Genomic DNA, 25,422 nt, shown 5'->3' on the forward strand with positions numbered 1-25,422 from the left:
TTCCCGCTCGCCGGCCCGGGCGTCACCTACGGGGTGACATACCCGGGTCCGGCGGCACGCTCGCGGAGCATTTCGGCAACGAGAAACGCCAGATCGAGCGACTGGCTCCGGTTGAGCCTCGGGTCGCACGCTGTCTCATAACGCCGGTGAAGGTGGCCCACCTGGATTTCGTCGCTGCCACCCACGCATTCCGTGACGTCGTCACCGGTGAGTTCGACATGAAGCCCCCCGGGATGAGTTCCCAATTCCCGGTGGACCTCGAAGAATCCGCGTGCCTCGTCCAGGATTTCCGCCACCCTGCGCGTTTTGCGGCCGTCCGGAGCGGTGAACGTGTTGCCGTGCATGGGATCGCACACCCAGCCCACCCGCATCCCTTCGGCGAGGGTCTTCTCGACGAGCGGGGGCAGCAGTTCCCGGACGTTCGTCGCGCCCATCCGCACGACGAAGGTGAGTCGGCCGGGCTCCCTTTCCGGGTCGAGCCGATCGACGTAGCCGAGTACTTCGTCCGGCGTCGTGGCCGGCCCCAGCTTCACCGCCAGCGGGTTGGCGACACGGGAGAAGAACTCGACGTGAGGGCCGTCCAGGTCCCGGGTGCGCTCGCCGATCCACAGCAGATGGCCGCTGGTGGCATAGGTCTTTCCGGTGACCGGGTCCCGGCGTGCCAGGGCCCGTTCGTAGTCGAGCAGGAGACCTTCGTGGCTGGCGAACACCTCCGTGGTACGCACCCCGGCCGGATCGACCCCGCACGCCGCCATGAAAGCGAGAGCCCGGTCGATCTCCTCGGCGAGCGCGGCGTAGCGCGCGCCTCCGGGGGAGTCCGCGACGAACCCTTGGTTCCAGGTGTGGGCCCGGTGCAGATCGGCGTCCCCCAGGGCGAAGGCCCGCACCAGATTCAGGACGACCGCCGACTTCTCGTACATGGTGCGCATACGGCGGGGGTCGGGCGTCCGGTCCCCGGCGGTGAAGGCCGGTCCGTTCACCGCGTCGCCCCGGTAGGAGGGCAGGGTGGTGCCGTCCCGTGACTCCATGGGGCTGGACCGGGGTTTGGCGAACTGACCCGCGAGCCGGCCGACCTTGACCACGGGCACGGACGCGCCGTAGGTGAGCACCACCGCCATCTGCAGCAGCGTCCGCAGCTTGCCGCGAATCCCGTCGGCGGTCACCCCGGCGAATGTCTCCGCGCAGTCGCCGCCCTGCAACAGGAAGGCCCGGCCCTGCGCCACCGCGCCGAGCTGAAGCCGGAGCTGGTCGCATTCCTGCCCGAAAACCAGGGGCGGGGCCGTCGACAACTCCTCGACCACGGAACGCAGGACCGTGGTGTCCGGCCACGGGGGCTGTTGTTTCGTGCGCGGTCCCGGTTGGTGATTCGGCTGCGATTCCATGGCGTTCGATCAGCCCTTCCAGAAGATGGCCGCGGAGTATTCCGTGACGGCTGTCGTGAAGTCCGGTTGTTCCCACAGTGAATCCGGGTCTCCCGGCTCGGGGCAAGGATCGCGGCAGTGGTCCGTATTCCGGCTCGGGAAATGGTCTGGTCCCGTGCGTGCGCCTGGTGATTGTCTGGAGCACAATTCGCCGGGCCCGAATGCTCTGGGTATCCACCGGTGGGCATCCGGAAGACGGGCCCCGGACATCGCCTAAGCGAAGGAGTCCCATGCACGCATCCGTGCGCACACCGGACCACGGTCCCGCAGCCGGTCCCCTGGGGGTGCGGGTCACCGAGACCCGGCTGCCGCGGCACGCCCCTCTCGACCTCTACACCATGCTGCGCCACGAATTCGGCGTCCGGGAGGTGTTCCTGCTGGAGAGCCTGGGCGGGCCCGAGGAACACCGGGGGCCGACCGCCGTGGGGTTCGGCCGACTCGCCGAGATCCGGGTGCACGCCCGGCACGTGGAGATCGACGGCGCCCCGGCCGTGGCCGCGGCATTCGCCGAATGCGCCACCGGCGTCGGGCTCACCCCCGAACCCTCGGGCGACGCCGGCGCGCTGAGACTCGCGCCCACCGGACCGGAACAGATATGGCGGCTGCTGGCGGCCGCCCAGGGGGTGTTCCAGGTGGACACCGCGCTGCCCCCGTCCTCGTACACCTTCGGGTTCCTGACCAGCATCGCCTACGAGGCGGCCTGGCACATGGAGGAACTGCCCCGCCGCGACGACGCCTTGGGCCCACCGGACCTCACCCTCACGCTGTTCCGCGACACGGTGTGGTACGACGTCGACTCCGGCGGCGTCCGACTGCTGCGGACGGACTCCACGGACGGCCGGCTCTTCCCGGTCCGGCCCCCGCTCGACCTCGTGGACCTGGCCGCCCGGGCGGCCGCGGCTCCCACCACCGTCGTCCCGGAGGCGCCCCGACCGCGCGCCGTACGGGACTCGGTGCCCCGTGAGACCTTCCTGGACCAGGCCCGGGTCTGTCTGGAGCACATCGGCGTGGGCGACATCTACCAGATCCAGCTCGGTCATCGTATCGACGTGCTCACCGAGTTGACGCCGCCGGACGTCTACCGGAGGTTGCGCGCCCGCAACCCCTCGCCGTACATGTATCTGCTGCCCCGCGCCGGCGGTGAACTCGTCGGCGCCAGCCCGGAGTTGTTCTTCCGAAGCGAGGACGGCGAGATCACCATGCGTCCGATCGCGGGAACCACCCGGCGCGGCGACGACCCGGATGAGAACGAAAGGCGCGTCAAGCAGATGCTGGCCAGCTCCAAGGAGCAGGCGGAGCACATCATGCTGGTGGACCTGTGCCGCAACGACATCGGCCGGGTCAGCCTGCCCGGCACCCTGCCGGTGGAACGGCTGATGACGGTCGAGGGCTTCTCGCACGTCTTCCACCTCGTCTCCACGGTCCGAGGCCGGCTCGAACCCGGCACCTCCGCCTGGGACGCGCTGCGCGCGACCTTCCCGGCCGGCACCATGAGCGGCGCCCCCAAACTGCGTGCCATGGAGATCATCAACTCCCTGGAGCGCCAGGCGCGGGGCAGTTACGCGGGGGCTGTGGGGCTCGTCGACGTCCGCGGGTGGACCGAACTCGCCCTGTGCATCCGGACGATCACCCACGACGGCGGGGTCTACTCGACCCAGAGCTCGGCCGGCATCGTCGCGGAGTCCCGGATCGAGGCCGAATGGGACGAGACGCTGGCGAAAATGGGCGCCGCGTACTGGGCCCTGACCGGGGCGGAACTCGTGGGTGACGGACTCGGAGCCGGGGCCGACGTGGAGCCGGCCTGGGAGGGGTGGACGGCGTGAACGTGCTCATTGTGGACGCGTACGACAGCTTCACGCACATCATCGACCGGTACGTCCGCTCCCTCGGAGTGCGGACGCAGGTCGTGCGCTCCGGCACCAGGAGCCCGGACGAGCTCGCCGCCGGGTGCCCCGACGCGGTCGTCCTCGGGCCGGGTCCCGGGCATCCCGCGGACTCGGGACACGTCGAACTGGTCCACCGGTTCGCGGGCGAGGTGCCCCTGCTGGGGGTGTGCCTCGGGCACCAGGCCATCGCGCTCGCCCTCGGGGGCCGCGTGCAGGTCGCTGACCACCTGATGCACGGGCGGACCAGCACCGTACGGCATGACGGCACCGGGGTGTTCGCGCGGGCGCCGCAGACCGTGGAGGTCACGCGCTACCACTCCCTCGTCGTGGCCGAGCCACTGCCTGCGCAGCTGACCGTTACGGCCCGCTCCCAGGACGACGGGTACGTGATGGGTCTGCGTCACCGCGAACTGCCCCTTGAGGGAGTGCAGTTCCATCCCGAGAGCATCACCACCACCGGCGGTCTGGACATGCTCGCGGACTTCCTGTCCGTGACACACCGCTGACCGGCTCATCGGCCGCCGCCTCACGCGGACCTGGCCACGCCCCGTTCCCCGCGGGGCAGTCTCGCCCAGACCCGGCCGAGTTCGCGTACCGCGTCGAGCAGCGCGGTCGTGGGCAGGCCGGCGTAGCCGACCACCAGAGCGGGGTCGGGCCTGCGGGCGAGGGTGCCGAACTCGCTTCCCCCGCGCACCAGTACGGAGTGGCGCAGGGCCCCCGCCACCAGCAGCGCCTCGTCGGTGTGCGGGGGAAGTCGCAGATAGGCATGCAGCCCGGCGGCCGCGCCGGTCACCATCGTGCCCGGCAGGTGTCGGTGGACCGCCAGGGTGAGGGCCTCCCGGCGACCCCGGTAGCGGGCCCTGAGCCTGCGCAGGTGGCGGTCCAGGGCGCCGCCGCGCAGCAACTCGGCGAAGGCCAGCTGCGTCAGCGCCTCCGAGCCCAGATCGCGTTCGCCGCGCACCTGCTCCAGCGCGGCGAGCACCGTCGGCGGGGCGGCCAGCCAGCCGAGCCTCAGGGCGGGAGCCAGGGCCTTGCTCGTCGTGCCCGCGTACACGACGCGTTCGGGTGCCATCCGCTGCAGGGCCAGTGGATGCGGCCGGCGCTCCAGCCAGAAGTCACCGTCGTAATCGTCCTCGATCACATAGCCATCCGTTCCACGGGCCCAGTCGACCAGTTCGGCCCGGCGCCGTGCCGACAGAGTGACACCCGTGGGGAACTGGTGGAACGGCGTCACCAGGACCGCGCGTACCCCGCTGCGTGCCAGCGCCGCCACGTCGACGCCCTCGGCGTCGACGGGAACGGGCACGGTGGACAGCCCGGCTTCCTGGACGAACCGGTGCTGGCGGACCAGGCCCGGATCCTCCACCGCCACCGTACCGATGCCCAGTCGGGGAAGCGCCGAGCACAGCAGCGCCAGGCCGTGGGCGAAACCCTGGACCACCATGATCCGTTCGGGCGCGGTCCGCACCCCGCGCACCCGGCCCAGATAGCGCGCCAGCTCCTCACACAGCGCCCGGGCGCCGGACAGCGGGGGATAGTCGAGCTCCGCGCGCCCCACGTTCCGCAGGGCCCGCTGGTAGGCGCCGACCCACTCACGGTGCGGAAAGTGCGCCGGCACCGCCCCGCCGGTGCGCAGGTCCCAGCGCACCGCGGGCACCCGGCCCTCGTCGAGGAGCGTCGGTACCCGCGCAGCGGGGGCGAGGTGACCGGCCACCCGGGTGCCCGAGCCCTGTACCGCCTCCAGATACCCCTCGGCGATCAGTTGCCCGTACGCCTCCACCACCACACTGCGCGAGACGCTCAGATCGTCGGCGAGCGCTCGGCTGGACGGGAGTCGGGTGCCCGGACGCAGCACACCCTCGGTGATCTCCCGCTTGACCGCCGTCTGGATCTGGCTGGTCAGCGGCTGCGAGGAGTCCCGGGAGACCTCGACCGAGGCGAGCCAGACCATCACCAACGTCCTTTCAGCGCAAGGGAATTGGACTGCCGATGACGCTCACGACTGGTCTGGCGGTGCATGTGCGGCGGCTCCCAGACTGATCCATGGGACGGCCCGCGCCCGCATGGCGGGGGCGCGACGACGGTGGAGGGGGTTGCGGTGAAAGCAGCGGAGCCTGACTGGCCCGGACTGCTCGACGCGGTGCTCGGCGGCGCGGATCTGACGTCCGACGACACGGTGTGGGCGATGGAACGCGTCATGCGCGGTGAGGCGAGCCCGGCTCGGCTGGCCGGCCTGCTGGTGGCGCTGCGCGCCAAGGGCGAGACGGTGGACGAGGTCACCGGCCTGATCCGGGGACTGCTCGCGCACGCCCTGCCGCTCGCCGTGCCTGGGCCGACCCTGGACATCGTCGGGACCGGCGGCGACGGAGCCGACACCGTCAACATCTCGACCATGGCCGCGATCGTGGCGGCCGGTGCGGGTGCCAGAGTCACCAAGCACGGCAACCGCTCGGCCTCCTCCGCGTGCGGCTCCGCCGATGTGCTGGAGCGGCTCGGAGTCGTCCTCGAACTGCCGCCGCACGAGGTGGCCGACGTGGCCGAGGAGGCCGGGATCACGTTCTGCTTCGCACCGCACTTCCATCCGGCGCTGCGACACGCTGCCCCGACCCGGCGGGAGCTGGGCATCCGGACCGTTTTCAACCTGTTGGGCCCGCTATCCAACCCGGCCTCGCCCACGGCCCAGGCGGTCGGCACGGCCGACGCCCGGAACGCCCCGCTGATCGCCGGAGTACTGGCCCACCGGGGGACCAGCGCACTGGTCTTTCGCGGTGACGACGGGCTGGACGAACTGACGGTCACCACTACCTCCGAGGTCTGGTCGGTCCAGGACGGGACGGTCCGCCGGGAGACGTTCGACCCGCTGGACATCGGCATCGCCCGCGCCCGCCGCGAGGAACTGCGCGGTGGCGACGCCGATCACAACGCGGGTGTCGTGCACGCACTGCTCGCCGGGGAACGGGGACCGATACGGGACGCGGTGCTGCTGTCGGCCGCCGCGGGACTGGCCGCGCTGCGCCCTTCGTCACTGCCCGTCGCCGAGCGCATCGCCGCGGGACTCGGGCCGTGCGCCGAGGCGATCGACTCGGGCGCGGCCGCCGCCGTACTGGAGCGGTGGGTGGAGCTCACCGCCAAGCGGGCCGCCGCGGGATGAGACCGGTGCCGGCCGCCGGGCCGGGGCCCGCGGCCGGTGGCTCAGCGGCGGCCCGCCGCGCAGAGGGCGCGGACCGCGGCCATCGGCTCTCCTCCCGTCACCAGGGCGGTGCCGACGAGTACGGCGTCCGCGCCCGCCGCGGCACAGGCGGCCACGTCCCCCGCGTCGCGGATGCCCGACTCGGCGATCCGCACCACGCCGTCCGGGATCCGCCCCGCGATCCTCGCGAACGCCGTCCGGTCCACCTCCAGGCTGCGCAGGTCCCGGGTGTTGATCCCGATCACCTGCGCCCCCGCGTCGGCGGCCCGGGCGATCTCCTCCGCGTCGTGCGCCTCCACCAGCGGGGTCAGCCCCGCGGCACGCGCCTCGGCCACCAGGGTCGGCAGCCGCTCGCCGTCCAGCGCGGCCGCGATCAGCAGCACCAGGTCCGCGCCATGGGCGCGTGCCTCCCACACCTGGTAGCGGGTCACCACGAAGTCCTTGCGCAGCACGGGAATCCGTACCCGTTCCCGCACCGCGTCCAGATCGCCGAGACCGCCCCCGAAACGCCGTTCCTCCGTCAGCACGCTGACGGCGGCCGCGCCACCGTCCTCGTACGCCCCGGCCAGCGCCGCGGGATCCGGGATGTCCGCGAGCCGTCCGGCGGACGGACTGATCCGCTTCACCTCGGCTATCACCCGCACCCCGGGCCCCGCGCGCAGCGCCGCCACCCCGTCCAGGGCCTCGGGTACGGCGGCCGCCCGCTGCCGCAGTTCCTCCAGCGACACCCTGCCGCGGCGCACCGCCAGATCGGCGAGCACGCCGTCCACGATCGAGTCGAGTACGTTCACGCCGTGCCACTCCTCGGGGCCGGGGCCGCGGGGACGAGCCCCGACAGCCGCAGGATCAGGTCCTTCACGTCCGTGACATGGAACCGCTCGCGCTCCGCCGTCCGGTCGGAACAGAGCAGCACCGGAGCGTCGCGCGGATCGTCGGGCAGCCGGCCGTGGGTGCCGCGCACCACCGACGCGTCCAGCGGTACCACGGTCAACGGAGCCCGCATCCCGGCCCGCTTGCGCAGCAGCGCCAGCGCGGCCCGCCCCTTCACCCAGCGGTCGTGCGGATCGAAGAAGAGTTCCGCCGGGTCGTAGCCGGGTTTGCGGTGGATCTCCACACCGCGCGCGAAGTCGGGCGCGCGGGTCGAGTCGAGCCAGTAGTAGTACGTGAACCAGGCGTCCGGTTCCGCGACCGCGACCAACTCGCCCGACCGCTCGTGACCGGCCCCCAGCTTGCGCTGCGCGGACCGGTCGAGCACCTGGTCCACGCCTGGTAGTTCGCGCAGCACCTCGCGCGCTCGCGGGAGGTCCGCCGGATCGGCTACGTAAACGTGCGCCACCTGGTGGTCGGCCACGGCGAACGCGCGAGAGGTGTGCGGGTCCAGGTACTCCATGCCCCGCTGGGCGTACACCGAGAGCAGGCCCGCCCGGCGCAGCGCCCGGTTGATGTCGACAGGCCGGCGCGCGGCGGTGATGCCGTACTCGCTCAGCGCCACCACCGTGATGCCCCGCTCCCGCGCCTCGTCCAGCAGCGGGGCGAGGGCGGCGTCGGTCATGCGGGCCGCCCTGATCGCCTCAGGGCCGTCGGGCCCGTACCGCTGCAGGTCGTAGTCGAGATGCGGGACGTAGACGAACGAGAGGTCGGGCGAGACGGTGCGCAGTACGAGACGGGCCGCGGCGGCGATCCACCGGGAGGAGGAGATGTCCGCGGCCGGACCCCAGTACCGGAACAGGGGGAACGGGCCGAGCGCGTCGGTGAGGGCGTCCCGCAGCCCGGCCGGGCGGGTGTAGCAGTCGGGTTCCTTCCGGCCGTCGTAGCGGTAGACCGGGCGCGGGGTCAGGACGGTGTCGACGTCGGCGCCCATCGCGTACCACCAGCACAGGTAGGCGCTGCGGTGGGCAGGGTCCAGCAGCCGCGCGGCCTGCCACACCTTCTCGCCCGCCACCAGGCCGTTGTGCTGCCCCCAGAAGGTGACCTCGCCGCGGTCGCGCGCGTACCAGCCGTTGGCGACCGCGCCGTGCTGCCCGGGCTGGAGCCCGGTGATGACGCTCGCCTGGACCGTGGAGGTCACCGCGGGGAAGACGGTGCTCAGCGCAGCGGTGAAGCCCGCCTCGCCGATCGCGCGCAGGTTCGGCATGTGGGGCAGCAGCCGCGGGGTGACCCCGACCGTACACAGCACCACCACCGCTCGGCGTGCGCTCATCGGTCGTCCTCCTTCAGCCCGAGTCCGAGGAACTCGCCCCGCGTCCAGTCCAGTTCGGCGGCGATGCCCGCCGCCAGAGCCGACGGTCCGGCGGGGCGCTGGTCGGACGGCAGCACATTCCAGGTGTACGTCTCGACCTCGATGTGGTCCGTGCCGGCGGTCGGCGCGCCGAGCAGACCGGCCAGGGTGGCTTCGAGTACCTGACGGGTGGAGCCGAGCGGCGGCCGCGGAGCAGCATGCAGCGGTACGTGGAAGTGGACCCGCCAGGGAGCGCGTCCCGGCAGCCCGTCCGGACCGATCGCCTCGTCCAGGTCGTCCGCGGCCAGCGGCAGGGGACTCGCCGACTCCCTCGTCTGGTGCAGGAACCGGGGTTCGTCGAAGGCGGCGAGCACGGGCGCCGTCTCCGCGGACCGGGGCCGCGGCACATGCAGCGCGCAGGAGGCCTGGAGCTTCACCACGGACACTCCGGCGGCCGCCAGCCGCCGCAGCGCGGCCGCGGGTTCCTCGAAGGCCACGGCGAGATGGCAGGTGTCCAGGCAGATGCCCAGCACCTCCGGGTCGCGGCCCGCCAGCAGTTCCACCGCGTGCTCGGTGCGCTCGACGACGCACCCGGGCTCGGGCTCGAAGCCGACCCGGACCGGGCGCCCTTCCTCGGCGGCGAGGCGGGACAGGCCGGCGGCGAGCCGGTCGAGGGCGGCCTCGGCCGCGGTCTGCCGCTGCGGCGACCACCAGGCCCGCCAGCCCAGCGGCAGCGTGGAGATGCTGCCCCGGGCCGTGTCGTCCGGCAGCAGCCGGGACAGCACGCGGGCCAGATCGAGGGTGTAGCGCAGCCGCACGGGATCGGCCCAGTCGGGCACATAGACGTCCCGTTTCACCCGGGCCGCGTGAAAGCCCTGGTAGGGAAAGGCGTTGAGGGAGACGACTTCCAGGCCGCGGGTGGTGAGCGCACGACGCAGACCCGCCACGGCGGACGGGTCGCCCGCAAGTTCACCCGCGGCCTGCCGGGGGATCCACAGCCCGACGCCGAGCCTGTCCACGCCCAGGCGCTGCCGGACCGGGACGGCATGGCGGTCCAGCTGGGCGAGGATCCCGTCGAGCGACTCGGCCGCGTGCACGTTGGTGCAGTACGAGAGGTGGACGGTGCTGCCGTCGGGATGCCTGAAACGCATGCTCTGGCTCAACTCCCCCCACGATCGATGGAGTTGCCCTGGTGAGTAGCGGAGGTCGCCGAGGCCTGGGCGTCCGGCTCCGGCCGAAGCCGCCCGCTCTGCCCGTAGAAGGCGACCGGATTGCGCCACAACACCTGGTCCACGGCGTCCTCGTCGAATCCTGCCGCGAGCATCGCCTCACCGGTCGCGCGGGTCAGCAGGGGATCACTGTGACCCCAGTCGGCCGCGGAGTTCACCAGGACCCGCTCGGTGCCGTATTCCTGGAGGACGCGCACCATCCTGGCCGGGTCCATCTTCGTGTCGGGATAGATGGAGAAGCCCATCCAGCAGCCGGTGTCGACGACGTCTGCCACCGTCACCTCGTTGAGGTGGTCCAGCACCACCCGGCCCGGATCGATGCCGGACGCGGCGATCAGCTCGAGGGAGCGCGCGGTGCCCGCGGCCTTGTCGCGGTGAGGCGTGTGCACCAGGGCCGGCAGCCCGTGCTCCCGCGCGAGGTCGAGCTGGATCGCGAACGCCTTCTCCTCCTCGGGCGTCGCGGAGTCGAAGCCGATCTCGCCGACGGCGACCACCGAGTCCTTCGCCAGGTAACGGGGCAGCAGATCCAGGACGCCCGAGCAGCGTGGATCGTTGGCCTCCTTGGGGTTGAGGGCCAGTGCGCAGTGGTGGGCGATGCCGAACCGGGCGGCTCGGTAGGGTTCCCAGCCCAGCAGCGCGTCGAAGTAGTCGGTGAAGCTGCCCACGTTCGTGCGGGGCTGACCCAGCCAGAATGCGGGCTCCACGACGCAGCGCACCCCGGCCGCGCGCATGGCCCGGTAGTCGTCGGTGGTTCGGGACGTCATATGGATGTGCGGGTCGAGAATCCGCATCAGTCACCACTCCTGGTCGGCAAGACGGTGGGGGCGGCGGCGAGCAGCGCCACCGCGTCGGGCGGCGCCGGGCGGCCGGCGGCCTCCCGTTCCCGGACGAGGTCGGCCAGCATGCGCAGCAGCGGCGGGTCGCAGCGCTCGTGCAGCGCGGCCACGGACGCCAACGGCACACCGGTGAAAAGGCACTTGAGCACCGCGTGCCGCCACAGCGGCCGGCTCAGATGGCGTGCCGCGTACGGCCCGACGGCGGCTTCCACCAGCCTGCCGTCGTGGGTCCGCAGCGCGTCCTCGGTCAACTCGATCGCCGCGGGGCCGAGCTCGAGCAGCGGCAGCGACCGCAGTACGGAGAGGCGTTCGGCCGCGTCGCCGTACCGGTAGCAGGCCAGCGTCTCGGCGAGCCGCCGGCCGTCGTCGACCGGCACGGCCAGCAACAGGAGCACGCGGGCCGCGTCCGCCACGGTCCAACCCGGGCGGCCGGCCAGCGGGCCGTGCCCGCACGAGCGTCCCGCGGCCGGGAACAGCGAGGCGAGGGCTCCGGCCGAGGAACGGAGGCGCTCCTCGGCCGTGCTCAGCCACTCGGCGGCGGCCGGGCCGAGCGTCCCGGCGAGCGCGGAACGCAGGTCGGTGGCGGACGGCGTCCCGTCCGGCGCGCTCATGTCGCGGACACCCGTCGGGACAGGCGCCGGACCAACGGGAGCGCCGCGGCGAGCAGTGCCCCGGACAGCGGGGCGCCCGCGCGTGCGGTGAGCGCCGCCTGCAGCGGCACCATGGCGTGAATGCCCGCGCCGACGGACGAGCGGATCCGATCCCCCGTCGGCTGCCGGGCGGCCGCTGCCTGAGGGGCGCCGAAGCGATAGGCGTAGCAGCCCGCCAGAGCGACTTGGGCCGCCCCGGCGAACCGGACGCGACCACCTCTCTCAAGAGGGAGGGCGGTCGTCGCGGTGACGACGGCGGTGGCCGCGAGGGTCGACAGCGGCAGGGAGGCCGACGCTCCGTACACCTCGCCCCGGCTCAGCCGGGTCACTGCGGCCGTGTGGGCCGCCATCGTCAGGGCCGGGAAGAGGGCGCGGGTCATGCCCCTGCCACCGCCTGCCGTGGCGCCCAGCATGACGTCGAGCCCACGGGCGAGGGCCATCGCCGCCGGGCCGTACGGACCCGACTTGAGCTTCATGTCGTACGCCCAGACGGTGGCGGCCAGCGGCACGGTGACCGCGAGTGACCGGCGCCCGCCGCTCAGCGCGCTCAGACCGATCCCCGCCGCGGTGCCGCAGACGGCGACAGCCAGCGCGGTCCGGGCCCGGATGCGCCCCGAAGGCACCGGACGGTGCGACCGCTCGTAGGCGTCGACCGTGCGGTCGGCGTAGTCGTTGAGCGCCATGCCGGCCCAGTAGAGACAGACCGAGGCGGCGGCGAGGCCGGTGAGCCGGGAGCGCACGGGGGAGCCGGCGGCCAGCGCGCCCACCAGCGTGTCGCCGGGCACCGTCAACGCGGCGGGAGCGCGGACGAGTTCATAGAGCGGACCGGGCATCAGCGCGCCACCGACGCTGCCCAGGCGAGCAGCTCCCGGTACTGCGCGTCGAGCCCGTGCTCCGCCCGCGGGTGCGACGGACCCGCGAGGGCGGTGACGCAGGGCTCGACGGGGTCCTTGAAGAAGAAGCCGAGCTGCGTCTGCGGGCCGCTCGCCCCCGACCGGTGAGCCGTCGCCATGAGCCGTACCAGGTCGAGCACGAGGGGCGCGGCGAGGGCCGAGTCGCAGCCCTGCCAGGTGAACTGCATGGTCATCCGTACTCCGAGGAACCCCTCGAAGCCGATGTGGTCCCAGGCGGTCTTCCACTCCCCGAAGTCGGGAACGTCGTCGATGTGTGTCTCGCCCTCGACCCGGTGGCCCAGGACGCTCTCCAGGATCTGGTTCTTGGACTCGGTCTTGCTGCGGGCCGCCCCCGGGTCCCGGAGCGTCGCTCCGTCGCCGCCGCCCAGCAGATTCGTGCCGGACCAGGACCGCACCCGTAGCGCACGCCGCGTGAACATCGGCGCGAGCACGCTCTTGACCAGGGTCTCGCCGGTCTTCCCGTCGCGCCCTGAGTACGGCAGGCGACGAGCCGCGGCGAGGGACCGCAGAGCCGGCAGCCGGATCCCCGTGGAGGGCGTGAAGTCCACGTACGCGCAGTCGGCGGTCAGGGCCGCGTACGCGTACAGGGAACTCGGCGGCAGGATGTCCGCACGGTCCTCCAGCGCTCGCCGCAGCTGTTCCGGATCGGCCGGCAACGCGCTCTCGTCGACGGCCGGTTCGGTCGAGGACAAGTTGACCACCACCACGGTGTCCAGGTCGTGGCGCTCACGGAAGGACACGAGGTCGGCGGCAAGCGCGTCGGCGTGCCGGGCCTGGGGTGCGTCGTCCGCGGGGCGGGTGCCGGTGCGGATCTCCCGGTCGGCCGTGTCCAGTGCCGCGCCGAGATGTGCCGTCACCGGCGCGGGCAGCACCCCCGCGGCCACGAGCTGTTCGGCCCGTTTGCGCAGCGGCACGGCCACGATGTCGTGGCCGCCGAAGACGAGGTCGCCGAAATCGGGCAGGGGGAGTCGGCGCAGGGGCTCGGTCTCCGTGACACAGCCGGTCGGTTCCGCGAGCCCGGCGGCGAGTGCCGCCGCACCGGCCACCACGGTGGTGGCCACCGATCCACGTGCGCCCACCAGCCACACTCCGGTCCGCTGCGCCATGGTTCCGCCTCCGGTCGTCCTGCGTCGGTTCTCGTGTCGGTGGCCCAGCATGGTCGGCGACGCTATGGGCCCGGCAACTCACGGCTATCGCGGGCCCAACCGGTGCGGTGGCGGGGCCCTGGGCCGACGCCGAGGCCGCCGCGACCGAGCGCAGCGGTCCCGGGATGCTCGATCCTGGACGCAGTGCCTTCAGAGGTCACCGGCCCGATGCCCACCGCGTGCAGGGCCGCCACGAGGTCACCCGCCTCGGCCGGTGTCTCCGCCGTCCCGCCGACCGGCCGGCGCGTCAGCGAGGGAGTGCCGCGCGGTCCCGGAGGGGCTCCCACCAGGCGCGGTTGTCGTGGTACCAGCGGACGGTGTCGGCGAGTCCCTCCTCGAAGGGGACCGCCGGGCGATAGCCGAGTTCGTCACGGATCTTCGTGATGTCCAGGGAGTACCGCCGGTCGTGGCCCTTGCGGTCGGCGACGTGCTCCACCCGCTCCCAGCCGGCCCCGCACGCGTCGAGCAGCAGCCCGGTCAGCTCCTTGTTGGTCAACTCGGTGCCGCCGCCGATGTGGTACACCTCGCCGGCCCGGCCGCGGTGCAGGACCAGGTCGATCCCCGCGCAGTGGTCCGCAACGTGCAGCCAGTCCCGGACGTTGGCGCCGTCGCCGTACAGCGGAACCTGGCGGCCCTCCATGAGCCGCGTGATGAACAGCGGGATCATCTTCTCCGGGAAGTGGTAGCGGCCGTAGTTGTTCGAGCAGCGGGTGACGACCACGTCCATGCCGTGGCTGCGATGCTGCGCCAGCGCGAGGTGATCGGAGCCGGCCTTGCTCGCCGCGTAGGGGGAGTTGGGCGCCAGGGGCTGGTCCTCGGTCCACGAGCCCCGCTCGATCGAGCCGTACACCTCGTCGGTGGAGACCTGCACGAAGCGGCCGACCCGATGCCTGCGCGCCCCGTCCAGCAGGGTCTGGGTGCCAAGCACGTTGGAGGTCACGAAGTCGCGCGCCCCGATCAGTGAACGGTCCACGTGCGACTCGGCGGCGAAGTGCACAACCGCGTCATGACCGGGCATGACCGAGTCGACGAGATAGGCGTCGGTGATGTCGCCGGGCACGAAGGTCAGGGACGGATGGTCGGTGACGGCGGCCAGATTCGCGAGGTTGCCGGAGTAGGCGAGTTTGTCCAGGACGGTGACCTGGACGTCGGGTGGAGAAAGCAGCGCGCCGGAGAGCGTCGCGCGGACGAATTGCGACCCTATGAAGCCGGCACCACCGGTGACGAGGATTCTCATGGCTGCCGGAGCCTAGCCGAGCGGTGGCCGCCCCACCGTGGGCCGCCGAATCCGCCTAAGCGATCCCTAAGGTCTCGCATGGACCATGGCGGGCATGCGCGGAATCATACTTGCAGGCGGTACCGGGTCCCGGTTGTGGCCGGTGACGAAAGCGGTGTCGAAGCAGCTCATGCCCGTCTTCGACAAACCGATGATCTATTACCCGCTCGCCACCCTCCTGATGGCCCAGGTGAGCGAGATACTGATCATCACCACCCCGTCGGACCAGGCCCAGTTCCAGCAACTCCTCGGAGGCGGATCCCAGTTGGGCATCAACATCGAATACGCGGTCCAGAGGCGCCCGGACGGACTGGCCCGGGCATTTCTGATCGGAGAGAAGTTCATCGGCAACGGCCCGGTGGCCCTGGTGCTCGGCGACAACATCTTCTACGGAGCCGGTCTGGGACGGAGTCTGGCCGTCGGTGCCCCCGAGCGGGGCGGGCGCATTTTCGCCTGTCCGGTGTCGGATCCGCGCGCGTACGGGGTCGTCGAATTCGACGAACGAGGACGCGCGGTGTCCGTGGAGGAGAAACCCGAGCACCCGAAATCCAGATACGCCGTGCCCGGCCTGTACTTCTACGACAACCAGGTGGTCGACATCGCCCGCTCGCTCACCCCGAGCCCACGTGGCGAACTGGAGATCACCGACATCAACACCGCCTATCTGAGCCGCGGCGAACTCAAGGTCACGGTGCTCGACCGGGGTACGGCATGGCTGGACACGGGCACCTTCGCCGCGCTGGTCCACGCCTCGGAGTTCGTGCGGGTCATCGAGGAGCGCCAAGGACTGAAGATCGGCTGCGTGGAGGAGGCCGCCTGGCGCTCCGGCCGTATCGACGACGACCAACTCGCCCGGCTCGCCGCTCCGTTGCTCAAGAGCGGCTACGGCGACTACCTGCTGGGGCTGCTCGACTCCCGGCAGCCGGGGACGCGTTGAAGGCATACGAGCCCGAGCGGGAGTCCTACCGTGCGTGCACCCGCCCCGGAACTCGGCGCGAACCTCAGGGGAGGGTGACCCCGCGGGATTCCGGGGAACCCCCGACCGCGTCCGGTCGGCCGGAGCTCAACCGCCACACCCCCGGCCGTACCTCCACCCCGCCGAACGCCCCCGGCGAGCCGTCGGACCGGAGCGACACCGAGCGTCGTGCCCGTCGGGCGTAGGCCGCCAGTCGCCGGTCCGCCAGTTCTGCGGCCGTCTCCTCACAGGCGCCGAAGAGCTTCTCGGCCACGGCCGCGCGGCCGGTGTCGAGAGCGAGGAGCGCCCCGCAGCGCAGTGCCTCGAAACGGGCCCGCGGATCCTCGGCCGCGTCGGCCGCCTCCTGGGCCTCGGCGGCCAGGCGCTCCGCCTCACGGAGAAAACCGTGCTCCAGATGCAGATCCACGAGTCCGGCGAGCGACCGCGCTGCCTCGGCGTCGCTCCCGGCTCGCCGCGCGATCCCCACCGCCTGCTGGAACCTCTCGAAGGCCTCTTCGAACCGTCGCCGCTGCCAGGCCAGATCCCCCAGCGAGCGCAGCGCGAGGGCCTGCCCGGCCCGGTCGCCCGCCGCTTCGGCGGCCCGCAGCGCCGTCTGCTGCGTCGTGGCCCAGTCGTCCCACGCCGCGGTGGCCTCCAGGTGGTCGCCGATGGCACGGGCCAGCCGCAGCGCCGGTCGCCACTGTCCGGCGTCGGCCGCGGCGCGCACCGCCCACACGAGCGCGGACTGCTGTCCGGTGAACCACTGCGGCGGGCGTGGCCCCGCGGAGCGGGTCGGCGGAAGGGGGGCCCGGGCGGCCTCGACGTCGCCGGAGCCGACCAGGGCCCCGGACCACTCGGCGGTGGCGGCGTATGCCTCGCACAGTCGGCCCGTGGCGGCGTGCCGTACCTCGGCGGCGTCCCGCTCGGCGAGCTCGACGGCGAGGAGCCGGTGCAGCAGGGGGGCGCGGTAGCCGACGTGGCCGCCGCGGGCCGAGCTCTCGACGGCCAGCAGTCCATGGCTGACGAGCCGCTCCATCAGCTCCTCGGCGGCGCCCTGCGTGGTGTCCAGTACGGCGGCTGCCGCGTCCGTGCCGAAGGCGCCCGGCGGCAGGACGCTCAAGCGCCGGAAGGCCTCGCGCTCCGGCGCGGCACACTCGTCGTACGCGTGCAGCAGCCGGGCCCGTACGTCGAGGCCGTCGTGACGCAGTTCGTCGAAGCGGGTCTCCGCCACGCGCAACCGGTCCGCCAGAGCGGCCGCCGTCCAGTGGGGGTGCGCGGCCAGTCGTGCCCCGGCGATGCTCAGCGCGTACGGATGCCGGCCGCAGAGACCGACGATCTCCTTGACCGTCTCCGCCGCCGCCTGTGCGGCGGCCCGACCGCCGGTTGCGGTGAGGATCCGCTCGGCCTCGGCCTGTTCGGGTGGCTCCAGCCGGATCCCACCGACCGGGTGGAGCTGTCCAGGCAGGTACCGCGCGGTGACGAGCGTGGTGGTGCCGGGCGGCCCCGGGAGGACATCGCCCAGGTCCTCGGCCCGGTCCGCGTTGTCCAGGACGAAGAGGATCTTCCGACCTTCGGTGAGCCGGTTCAGCAGCTGCCGGCGTGCCGCGGGCGTTTGAGGGAGCTGGGCCGGTGCTCCGGTCGCGTGCAGTAACCGTTCGGTGATTCCGAGGCGTTCCGTGGCGGGGGTCGCTCGCAGGTCGATCAGGATGCGGCCGTCCGGGAAGTCGTCCGCGAGCAGGTGAGCCGCCTGTCGGGCCAGGGCGGACTTGCCCGTGCCCGGTCCGCCGGTGACGAACGCCGTGGCCGGTCTCTCGCGCAGGAGTCCGGTGAGGCGGTCGAGTTCGGCGTCCCGTCCGACGAACTGGGGGTCGGGAAGCGGGAGGTGGCCCATCAAGGGCGGCTGCGGGACCGGCGCGACGGGCTGTGTCCGGTGCTCAGCGGTGTGCAGCAGCTTCGGGTCGCCCGACAGCAGCCGCTGCTGCAGCTGTTGGAGCGCGGGGCCGGGTTCGATGGCGAGGTCGTTGACGAGCGTACGGCGCAGGGCCGAGAACACCGTCAGTGCCTCGGCCTGACGGCCACAGCGGTAGAGGGCCACCATGAGGTGGGCGTGCAGTTCCTCACGCAGCGGATGCTCGGCCGTCGCCGCCCGCAGCTCGCCTAGGAGTTCGTGGTGGCGGCCGAGATGGAGATCGGCGCGGATGCGCTGCTCCAGCGAGGCCATGCGCATCTCCGACAACCGTGCTGCCTCCGCCGACAGCACCGGTCCGGCGGCGGTGTCCGCGAGGAACCGCCCCCGCCACAGTGCGAGCGCCTGACGCTGTAGTTCCGATGCCTCGGCATGCTCCTGCCGCTCGGCCGCGGCCACCCCCTGCTTGTAGAGCGTTTCGAAGCAGGTGAGGTCGAGCCGGCCGGGGTCGAGCCGGAAGAGATAGCCGGGGCGACGGGTCACGATGGCCTGCCGGGCCTCGTCCGAGTCCGCGAGTCCCAGCAGTTTGCGCAGCTGGGAGACGTAGACCTGGATGGTGGTCGTCGCCGTGCGCGGCGGGGTGCCTCCCCAGAGCTCGCTGATCAGGGTCTCCGTCGGTACGGGTTCGCCCGCCCGCACCAGCAAAGTGGCCAGCACGACACGGTGCTTCGCCGCGCGCGGCGTGGCGTCGCGGTCCGCGGCCGCGGTTTCCAGGACCTCCAGCGGGCCGAGTAAGTGAAATCTCATGGTGTCGACCCAGTCCCCTCGGAATGCGTTCGGACCGGTGTCATTTGCCGGCTCAATGTGCGGACGTTCTGTCGACGGAGAAAGCGGATGCGCGAGAAGTCGTAAATCAGAAATCCTGATGAACTTCGGATGTGGCCTCGACGACTGCCCGGCCATTCTGATGGATGGTCAGAACCATGGGCACGCGCGGATATCCGTGTTCGTCGACCCCGAGCCTGCCCGGCACTGCGGTGCAGTCCAGTGCGGCGCCCGCGATCATCGAGCCGCGGCGGCGGACGCTGAGCGCGGTCGTCGTACTGCGCCGCGGGTGCAGGCCGCAGGTCAGCCGCGCGCACAACAGCGACGCCTGCCGCACCACCTCCGTCAGGGCCAGATCGGGAACGGACCCGTTCGGGGCGGCACCCAGACCCGGCACGTCACGGGGGATGAGGACGGGGGAGGTGAGGCGGCCGTAGGCGGAGAGCACGGGCGTGCCGAGGAGGACGGTCTCCTGGGAAACGCGGCCCACTTCGGAGGGACGCACCGCGACGGTCGGCCCAGGCGGGTCCGGTGCGTGCACGGGCATGGGAACGAGGAATCCGAGGGCGGCCCGGATCCGGGCGCCCGGCAGGTCGTTCAGGAGGACAGTTCCCGTGATCTCCAGCCGGTGCGGCGAGCCGTCCGGGGCTCCGGACGGCCGCACGTGCAGATCGACGGTGACGGACGGCCGGTTGCCGTCCGCCCGCCAGGTCGCCGGGTCGTGGAGTTCCAGTTCGAACAGCGAGAACTGGGCGGGCAGGTACGGGGGGATGCCGAAGTGCTGGTATCCGATGAAGCTGCCCGTCTCGCGGACCAGCACGGTGAGGAACTGCCAGTCGTGGAAGTGCCCGCCGTGGTCACCGGCCGGCCCCGACCCGGAGAGGAGTTCACCGGAGACGGAGAAGTGCTCGTCCCCCCGTGAGGGTGCGTCGACCGCGAAGTGGTCCCATGAGGGGGAGCGGTGGACGAGATGGAACGTCGGGTCGGGTCCCTTTGGCAGGCAGTCGAATATGTCCCCTTTGTTCAAAGCTCCTTGCCCCCGCTCCGGCTGGTGGTCTCCGGTCGTTCCCACGGTCGCTGCCGGATGCCCGCTCGGGCCAGGGGGCATGTGTGGCATGAACCTGCATGACCGTAAGTCGCGCCCGGCGCCGGGCTTTCTCACGCGGTGCCGGTTCACAGGCGACCGGTTCACGGGGTGTCGGCCAGGGGGCCGAGCAAACCCTGGGCCGCCGCGGTCGCTCCCGCCTGGAAGCGGCTGCCCGCCCTGAGTTCCGTGGCGATCTCGGAGATGTGACGCCGACAGGTGCGCACCGACATGCCGAGCCTTCGCGCCACCAGCTCGTCCTTGTGGCCTTCGGCGAGCAGCCGGATGATCGCCCGCTTCACCTCGTCGAGGACAGGCTTGGTGTCGGCGTCGCTCTCTCCGAACGGGAGCGCGGTACGCCACAGCAGCTCATGGACCGAGCAGAGATAGTTGACCAACGTGGGCTCCCGCACGATCACCGCGGCGCGTGAGGAGGCGGAGGGTCTGCGCTGGGGGAGGAAGGCGACCTCCCGGTCTATGACGATGAGGCGGTCGATCACCTCGTCAGTGGTGCGGAACTGGCCACCCTCGGCGGACACGGCTCGGGCCAGGGCCTGGGTCCCGGGGTCCGTGCGCGCGGTGTGCTGGTAGATCGAGCGCAGCCGGACGCCCCGGCTCACCATGTCCAGACAGCTCTTCTTGGCGGACTCCAGCAGATGGGACGGGCGGGCGCCGCCCGGTTGCACGGTCAGCACCTCGGTCTTGCTGCGTTTGAGCAGCGAGTCGATCAGCGACTGTATGGTGTCGGGCTCGCTGATCGTGTCGAACGCTTCGAGGTGGTTGCGCATCTTGCGCCCCTCGAAGTAGATGGGCTGCAGCGCGGCGAGCTGGCTGCGCAGTCTGGCGACGTGCTGCTCCATCTGCCCCATGTGCTCCTCCATGGGGCCGAGGAGCTCCGACGAGGCGGCGTCCGGACTGACCGGTGTCAGCCGGCGCGGGTCCCCGGGGGTCGGGTGCAGCAGGCGCAGCACGCGTAACACCCGCTCGGTCCGCTGGGCGTCCTCCACGGACAGGCCCAGCTCGGCGGCGATCGCCTCCGCCCTGAACTGTCCCTCCAGCACGGCTATTCGATAGGCCTCGGCGCTCACGTCGTCCAGCCGGTCGAACTCGGAATCCACAGAGCCCTGTGCCACGACTCAACCTCCCCCTGATCAAGTGCAGTTGCTGCAGCGCAACTATATGCCAGGGGTGTTCGACCGTGCTTCGAGTAATGATTGGGACCGAACGGCACTGTCGACGTGTCGTGAATCGGAATGTGCTTCGTTGAATCGGAGAGAGCCGTGCAGTTTTACAAGGCCAGGAACTTCTTCCATGCCGGGCGCGCGCAGCGGTGGGCGGTGGTGAGCGTCGCCGCGTCGGTGGTCGCCGTTGCTGGAATCACTGGTGTTCTCGGCGCGCCTGCGCATGAGGCACCGGCGCCGACCACCGCTGCGCGGGCATCCGCCCAGTCGGGCCCGCTGGACCCCATCTGGGGCTGACCGGCCACGCGATAAAACCAGACCGACGGGCCCACCACATCCCCCGATGGTGGGCCTTTCCCTTTGCCGGATTGCGGAATTCTACCCTCCGGTTTAACCAATGGGTTATGTCGACGAAAGGTGCCGATCGTAATACACCAGAACTCACCGGCGTCCAAGGCCCTTTCCGGTCAGTCAAACCCGAAATTCCGCCTGTTTTGCGATAGTGGACAGGTGGCCGGGCATCCTCACCTCAGTCGTGCGGGCTCCGGCCGCAGATCTGCCCCGAGGTCCAGGTGGCGGGCCCGTCCGCTGCGCTCGACGAGCAGAACCACGGGCGCCACCGCGTCGGTCACCTCCCCGATCACTGCGGCGTCCTGGCCATAAGGATGGGCCCGCAGCGCGTCCCGTACGACATCCGCCGCGTCCGCTGACACGGACAGGCACAGACAGCCCTCGTCCGTGGTGTGCAGGGGGTCGAGACCGAGCAACTCGGCGGCGGAGCCGACCTCGTGCTGGATGGGCAGCGCCTCCTCGGTGATCCGTACGGTCCGCCCCCCGGCTGTCGCCTGCCTGCGCAGTACGCGCGCCAGACCTCCCCGGGCGAGGCGGTGCACCTGGCGCACCGCACCCGGCGCCACCGACCCCAGGACATCGCGCAGCATCGTGTTCAGCGGATGACATCCGCTCGGCACCAGGTTCTCCAGTCCGAGCCCTTCACGGACCGACAGCAGATGCACCGCCCAGCCGCCCAGTGACGAGGTGAGCAGCAGCAGATCCCCCGGTGCGGGTGCCTGCGCCCGGACAGGCGGCTGTCGCATCGTCCCCAGTGCCGTGGTGTGTGCGAAGAGCCGGTTGGCGTCGCCCGCGCGGACCACCCGCGTCTCCAGGCCGCGCACCTCCACCTCCGCCTCGCGCGCGGCGTCCTGAGCGGAGAGCAGCACCCGGCGCAGCAGCGCGATCGGCATCCCTGCCTCGACGGTGAGGCTCAGCGTGATCCACCGGGGCTCGGCGCCGGCGGCGGCGAGGTCGTTGACGGTGGCGCACACGGCCAGTCGGCCGATGTCCCCGTCTCCGAAGAACGGCGGATCGACCGCGTACGAGCCGCTGGCCACGGCCGGATCCGTGACCGGTGCCGGCTCGGCCACCGGTGGCTCCCCCAGCAACGCCCACGCCAGGCCGCCGGAGCTTCCGTAGGCGTCGTCGTCGAGCGTCAACTGTCTGTTCTCGGACTGTCTTTCGTCTCCCACTCGGGTCCCCTCCCCTGGCCGGATCGTCCTCGCCGGCTGCCAGGTGTCGGGCCACGGGACCAGTCTGCCCGCACTCCGCTGCCGGAGGGGCGGGACTTCCCGCGGCGTGCCGGACCGGACCGGTCTGCACAAAGGTTCCTTTAGTGCTCGCTGTTAGTCATGGAGATGGTTGAGACGCGGATGAGCCCGCCGCTCGAGGATGAGAGCGGGGCGGCCACTCGCCGAACGGGGAGGCCATGTTGTGAAGTCGTCCACGGCGCAGCACGTTGGGGAATGCGCTTTCCGTCTGCTGGGTCCGATCGAGGTGGCCGTCGGCCACCGGGTCCTGGAACTGCGGGGAGTCCGGCAACGGGCCCTGCTGGCCCGCCTGGTGCTGGCCCGGGGCCGGGTGGTGTCCGTGGACACCCTGGCCCGTGACATGTGGAACGGCAGCCCACCGAGCAGTGCGCGGACCCAGGTCTCCATCTGTGTCGCCGCCCTGCGCAAGCTCTTCCGGGACGCGGGCGCCGGCGAGGATGTCATCACCACCGAGGCGCCCGGATACCGGCTCGCCCTGACACGTCACTGGACCGACCTCGCCGAGTTCACCGACCGGACGGACGAGGGCTACGACCTCGCCCGCCAGGGGCACACCGAGCAGGCGGCCGAGCGGCTGCAGCAGGCCCTCGCACTGTGGCGTGGGCCTGCCTTCGCCGACATGACCTCCGACTTCGCGGAACTGGAGGCCACCCACCTGGCCCAGCAGCGCATGCTGGCCACCGAACAGCTGATGGTGCTGCGTCTCGAACTCGGCGAACACCGCTCCCTCGTAGGCGAGTTGACCGCCCTGGTACGGGAGAACCCGCTGCGTGAACAGCTGCGGGCCTGCCTCATGCTCGCCCAGCACCGGTCCGGCCAGCGCGCCGAGGCCCTGCGCACCTTCCGCGAGGGCCGCAGCCTCACCGTCGACGAACTCGGGCTGGAACCGGGCGCCGATCTGCGCGCGGTGCACGACCGGATCCTGCACGACGAGCCGGAATCGCCGTCGTTCGTCGAACCGCCCCTTCCGGCGGCGCCGCAGCGACACCGGGTGCCCTCCCAGCTCCCCGCTGCCGGCTCGGTGTTCACCGGCCGCCGGGCGGAACTGCGGCACCTGGACGAGACGCTCACCCCCGACACCCCCGACGGCGGCGCGACCGTCTGCTGCATCGTCGGCCCGCCCGGTACCGGCAAGAGCGCGCTCGCCGTGCACTGGGGCCACCGCGCCGCGGACCGGTTTCCCGACGGACGGCTCTACGCCGATCTGCGGGAGACGGCGGGCCGGACCCCCCGGCAGGTCGCGGGCCAGGCGCTGCGAGGTTTCCTGCGGGCACTCGGTGTGCCGCCGGAGCAGATGCCCGCCGGGCCCGAGGAGTGCGCGACCCTCTACCGCAGTCTGCTCGCCGACCGCCGGGTCCTGATCGTCCTCGACCACGCCAGCTCCTACGACCAGATCGGTCCCCTGCTGCCCGGTGTCAGCCCGTGCCGTGTCGTGGTCACCGGGTGCGAGCTCCTCATGGACGGCGGCACGGCCACCGTCCTCAGACTCGGGGTCCTGGCCCAGGAGGATGCGGTGCGGCTGCTGACGGAGAGTGCGGGGGTGACCCGTGTCGCGGCCGATCCGGTCGGTACGGCCACACTCGTCGGGCTTTGCGCACGACTGCCCGTCGCCGTCCGGGCGGCCGGCGCCCGACTGGCCGGAAGGCCGCACTGGACGGTGGCCGACCTGGCCGAGCGGATGGCCGACCGGCGTCGACTGCTGGACGTGCTCAGCCACGGTGAGAACTCCGTGCGTGCCTGCTTCGACCGGGTCCTGCGCCTGCAGGCACCCGAAGTCACCCGCCACTTCGACATGTTGGGCCGGGTCTCGGGCCACACCTTCGACGTGTGGAACGGCGCGGACGTGCTCGGTCTCGGTGTACGCGACGCGGAGGACGCGCTGGAACGGCTGGTGGACCTGCATCTGCTGGAGGTGGCCGGCCGCGACGACTGCGGAGCGCTGCGCTATCGCTTCCCCCCGCTGCTCGGGCTGTACGCCGTCGAACGGCACGCGGCACCGCCCCGTGCCGGGGCGAGGCGTCGCGAACTGGCCCTCACGGCAACCGGGGTGGGTGACACGACGGCCGTCCGGAACCGGGCGAGCCGTGAACAAGCGGGCTCCTGACGGAACCTGACGGGGAGGATCGAACGTGCTCAGAATCCATTTCACCGCGCAGGACCTGACCCGGGTCAGACTCAGGCCCACCCTCGGGCCGGTCGCCGAGACGGTCTTCGCGCTCGGCATGCTGGGCAGGACCAGCAGCGCCTCACAGGTGCGCTGGCGCAACCAGCTGAGTTGGCACTTGCGACGGTCGACTCCGCTGACCCAGCTGCTCACCGCGACCCAACGCAGGGTCCAGGCGCCCGGCGACCTGCTGTGTCTGATCGACCGGTCGCCCACGGCGGACGACTCGGCGCTGCGCTCGGCGGGCATCGGCCGGCGTGACGCCACAGCCGAGATCATGCAGGTGTGGCGGTCGGCGCTGGAACCGTACGCGAGCCGGATGCAGGCGAGGCTCGCCGCGGAGTGCGACGCCCGGGGCAGGATCACCATGACCGGCGGGGTCGACCGGCTCCTGTCGACGCTCCACTCCCGGATCGGCTGGAACTCATCGGTGATGGCGATCCCCGGCCCGCCCCGGGACGTCTTCCTCGACGGGCAGGGCCTCCTCCTCGTACCGTCGCTGTTCCTCTCGCAGCACCAGTCGGCCGTACTGATCGACGCGGAGCCCGAGACCGGACAGCGCGCCCTGGTGTTCGCGGCGCCTCCGAGCGCCCCGGCCGGTGCCGGACTCTGGGACACGCCCGACAACTCCTCCCAGGCGCTGAGCGCCCTGGTCGGCCGGACCCGGGCCGCCGCGCTGCGGGCCCTCACCTCCTCGTGCACCACCAGCCAGCTCGCCGAACTGCTCGGCATCTCCTCGGCCGGGGCGAGCCAGCACGCGGCCATCCTGCGCGAGTCGGGACTCATCACCACCCTGCGCAACCGCAACACCGTGCTGCACACGGTCACTCCCCTGGGCATGGCGTTACTCGGCGTACCCCATCCGGAGCGGGCCGCGGCGACCGCGGCGCAGGAGACGCGTTCGGAGATCCCGGCCGGCTGATCCGGCCGCACCGCAC

General features: G+C 71.9%; 21 protein-coding genes. 7 read left to right on the forward strand and 14 right to left on the reverse strand.

Annotation, left to right across the window (positions count from 1 at the left end; translation table 11 throughout):
- Positions 1-26: 26 nt before the first annotated feature.
- Positions 27-1,382, reverse strand: coding sequence for a class II 3-deoxy-7-phosphoheptulonate synthase (locus BFN33_RS45505; protein WP_069766108.1), 1,356 nt, complete (start codon positions 1,380-1,382; stop codon positions 27-29).
- Positions 1,383-1,651: 269 nt separating this feature from the next.
- Here BFN33_RS45505 and BFN33_RS45510 point away from each other — a divergent pair, with 269 nt between their 5' ends.
- Together BFN33_RS45510 and BFN33_RS45515 are read left to right on the forward strand one after the other, a co-directional pair.
- Positions 1,652-3,244, forward strand: a complete 1,593-nt coding sequence (locus tag BFN33_RS45510; protein ID WP_069766109.1) for an anthranilate synthase component I family protein — start codon at positions 1,652-1,654, stop codon at positions 3,242-3,244.
- Complete coding sequence (locus BFN33_RS45515; RefSeq protein WP_069766136.1) at positions 3,241-3,813, forward strand: aminodeoxychorismate/anthranilate synthase component II; 573 nt, start codon at positions 3,241-3,243, stop codon at positions 3,811-3,813. The genes BFN33_RS45510 and BFN33_RS45515 overlap by 4 nt, the downstream gene beginning before the upstream one ends.
- Before the next feature lie 20 nt (positions 3,814-3,833).
- Here the strand turns inward: BFN33_RS45515 and BFN33_RS45520 are convergent, their stop codons facing one another.
- Positions 3,834-5,258, reverse strand: a complete 1,425-nt coding sequence (locus tag BFN33_RS45520) for a PLP-dependent aminotransferase family protein (RefSeq protein WP_069766110.1) — start codon at positions 5,256-5,258, stop codon at positions 3,834-3,836.
- A gap of 66 nt (positions 5,259-5,324) precedes the next feature.
- On the opposite strand from BFN33_RS45520, the gene trpD reads away from it, so the two are divergent.
- Entirely contained in the window at positions 5,325-6,458 is a 1,134-nt protein-coding gene (gene trpD / locus BFN33_RS45525; RefSeq protein WP_079141367.1) for an anthranilate phosphoribosyltransferase, read from the forward strand.
- A 41-nt stretch (positions 6,459-6,499) separates the two neighbouring features.
- On the opposite strand, the gene trpC is transcribed toward trpD, so the two are convergent.
- The 8 genes from trpC to rfbB form a co-directional block, all read right to left on the reverse strand.
- Complete coding sequence (gene trpC / locus BFN33_RS45530; protein ID WP_069766112.1) at positions 6,500-7,288, reverse strand: indole-3-glycerol phosphate synthase TrpC; 789 nt, start codon at positions 7,286-7,288, stop codon at positions 6,500-6,502.
- On the reverse strand, positions 7,285-8,697 hold the full coding sequence (locus BFN33_RS45535; RefSeq protein ID WP_069766113.1) for an alkaline phosphatase family protein: 1,413 nt from the start codon (positions 8,695-8,697) through the stop codon (positions 7,285-7,287). The genes trpC and BFN33_RS45535 overlap by 4 nt, the downstream gene beginning before the upstream one ends.
- Positions 8,694-9,866 (reverse strand): metabolite traffic protein EboE, encoded by a 1,173-nt coding sequence (gene eboE / locus BFN33_RS45540; protein ID WP_069766114.1) that lies wholly within the window; start codon positions 9,864-9,866, stop codon positions 8,694-8,696. The genes BFN33_RS45535 and eboE overlap by 4 nt, the downstream gene beginning before the upstream one ends.
- 8 nt (positions 9,867-9,874) lie before the next feature.
- On the reverse strand, positions 9,875-10,735 hold the full coding sequence (locus BFN33_RS45545; protein ID WP_069766115.1) for a TatD family hydrolase: 861 nt from the start codon (positions 10,733-10,735) through the stop codon (positions 9,875-9,877).
- On the reverse strand, positions 10,735-11,391 hold the full coding sequence (locus BFN33_RS45550; RefSeq protein ID WP_069766116.1) for an EboA domain-containing protein: 657 nt from the start codon (positions 11,389-11,391) through the stop codon (positions 10,735-10,737). Before BFN33_RS45550 ends, BFN33_RS45545 begins: the two co-directional genes overlap by 1 nt.
- Positions 11,388-12,263 carry an SCO3242 family prenyltransferase gene (locus tag BFN33_RS45555; RefSeq protein WP_069766117.1) on the reverse strand — a complete coding sequence of 292 codons (876 nt, stop codon included), beginning with the start codon at positions 12,261-12,263 and terminating at the stop codon, positions 11,388-11,390. Before BFN33_RS45555 ends, BFN33_RS45550 begins: the two co-directional genes overlap by 4 nt.
- Entirely contained in the window at positions 12,263-13,450 is a 1,188-nt protein-coding gene (locus BFN33_RS45560) for an inositol-3-phosphate synthase (protein WP_069766118.1), read from the reverse strand. The genes BFN33_RS45555 and BFN33_RS45560 overlap by 1 nt, the downstream gene beginning before the upstream one ends.
- Before the next feature lie 286 nt (positions 13,451-13,736).
- Positions 13,737-14,726 (reverse strand): dTDP-glucose 4,6-dehydratase, encoded by a 990-nt coding sequence (gene rfbB / locus BFN33_RS45565; RefSeq protein WP_069766119.1) that lies wholly within the window; start codon positions 14,724-14,726, stop codon positions 13,737-13,739.
- A 94-nt stretch (positions 14,727-14,820) separates the two neighbouring features.
- Here rfbB and rfbA point away from each other — a divergent pair, with 94 nt between their 5' ends.
- Complete coding sequence (gene rfbA, locus BFN33_RS45570; protein WP_069766120.1) at positions 14,821-15,702, forward strand: glucose-1-phosphate thymidylyltransferase RfbA; 882 nt, start codon at positions 14,821-14,823, stop codon at positions 15,700-15,702.
- Between the two features lie 64 nt (positions 15,703-15,766).
- Here rfbA and BFN33_RS45575 read toward each other — a convergent pair whose 3' ends face one another.
- The 3 genes from BFN33_RS45575 to BFN33_RS45585 form a co-directional block, all read right to left on the reverse strand.
- Complete coding sequence (locus tag BFN33_RS45575; RefSeq protein WP_069766121.1) at positions 15,767-18,433, reverse strand: BTAD domain-containing putative transcriptional regulator; 2,667 nt, start codon at positions 18,431-18,433, stop codon at positions 15,767-15,769.
- A 106-nt stretch (positions 18,434-18,539) separates the two neighbouring features.
- Positions 18,540-19,478 carry a hypothetical protein gene (locus BFN33_RS45580; RefSeq protein WP_069766122.1) on the reverse strand — a complete coding sequence of 313 codons (939 nt, stop codon included), beginning with the start codon at positions 19,476-19,478 and terminating at the stop codon, positions 18,540-18,542.
- Positions 19,479-19,639: 161 nt separating this feature from the next.
- Positions 19,640-20,668: a hypothetical protein gene (locus tag BFN33_RS45585; protein ID WP_069766123.1), complete on the reverse strand. Its 1,029-nt coding sequence runs from the start codon at positions 20,666-20,668 to the stop codon at positions 19,640-19,642.
- A gap of 147 nt (positions 20,669-20,815) precedes the next feature.
- Here BFN33_RS45585 and BFN33_RS45590 point away from each other — a divergent pair, with 147 nt between their 5' ends.
- Positions 20,816-21,013, forward strand: coding sequence for a hypothetical protein (locus tag BFN33_RS45590; protein WP_141758072.1), 198 nt, complete (start codon positions 20,816-20,818; stop codon positions 21,011-21,013).
- Between the two features lie 227 nt (positions 21,014-21,240).
- Here the strand turns inward: BFN33_RS45590 and BFN33_RS45595 are convergent, their stop codons facing one another.
- Positions 21,241-22,242, reverse strand: coding sequence for an AIR synthase-related protein (locus tag BFN33_RS45595; protein WP_069766125.1), 1,002 nt, complete (start codon positions 22,240-22,242; stop codon positions 21,241-21,243).
- 241 nt (positions 22,243-22,483) lie between these two features.
- Here BFN33_RS45595 and BFN33_RS45600 point away from each other — a divergent pair, with 241 nt between their 5' ends.
- Positions 22,484-24,424, forward strand: coding sequence for an AfsR/SARP family transcriptional regulator (locus BFN33_RS45600; RefSeq protein ID WP_069766126.1), 1,941 nt, complete (start codon positions 22,484-22,486; stop codon positions 24,422-24,424).
- Between the two features lie 25 nt (positions 24,425-24,449).
- Positions 24,450-25,406: a helix-turn-helix transcriptional regulator gene (locus tag BFN33_RS45605; protein ID WP_069766127.1), complete on the forward strand. Its 957-nt coding sequence runs from the start codon at positions 24,450-24,452 to the stop codon at positions 25,404-25,406.
- Positions 25,407-25,422: the final 16 nt, after the last annotated feature.

It is taken from the genome of Streptomyces sp. LUP47B, from assembly GCF_001746295.1.
Classification (GTDB): Bacteria; Actinomycetota; Actinomycetes; order Streptomycetales; family Streptomycetaceae; genus Streptomyces.